The organism is Stenotrophomonas sp. P5_B8 (assembly GCF_054049855.1).
The window spans coordinates 1-574 of record NZ_JBFULO010000876.1; the positions used below are offsets into that span (position 1 = coordinate 1).

The window sequence follows — 574 nt, forward strand, 5'->3', positions numbered from 1 at the left end:
GTTGTTGACTAGCTTTCCGGTCGACGGTCGAGACTTGGAAGTCCTCGCAAGCCGCCCCTAGGCCTGCGCCGAGAACAGAAGGCCTTTGGTACAGAGGTGCTACGTTTTGCGGGTCAAGTAGTCCTGAAGCGCTTCGTCTCCGGCTTTCCCTTTCGTAAGCACTGATCAAGGTTGCAGGGGGGGCGTTGCAAAGGATCTTTAAGTGATGAGGCAGCGGATCTCTAACGGGGTATTAGCATTTCGATCTTTTTCGAGGCGCGCTTGTTGTCCTCGATTGAGATGGCAAATTCATTGCTCAGATCATTCAGCGAAAAGAACCATCGATCAAATGTCGGCTTGATGGTAGGCATGTCAAGTTCAACATGACCGCCAGGGAGCGGCTTTCCGCAAATGCAGAAGAATACGAGGCGGAACCAAGGCTTTTGCGAATCGCAARACAATAGCCAGTGAGGCCACTGCATGTCCAAGTCCCTGATGAATCTGACTACTTCCGGAATTTCGACGAGTTCGCGAGGGTCCTCGCAATAGCCATCAATTGATATTTCCAACTTATCTTTAGCTACTAGAATTACCT

General features: G+C 50.4%; 1 protein-coding gene. It reads right to left on the minus strand.

All coding sequences use genetic code 11. From position 1 onward, the window contains the following. Positions 1-221 precede the first annotated feature (221 nt). The coding region (locus tag ACXJKH_RS21945) for a hypothetical protein (protein WP_457322552.1) at positions 222-574 on the minus strand (353 nt) is incomplete at its 5' end.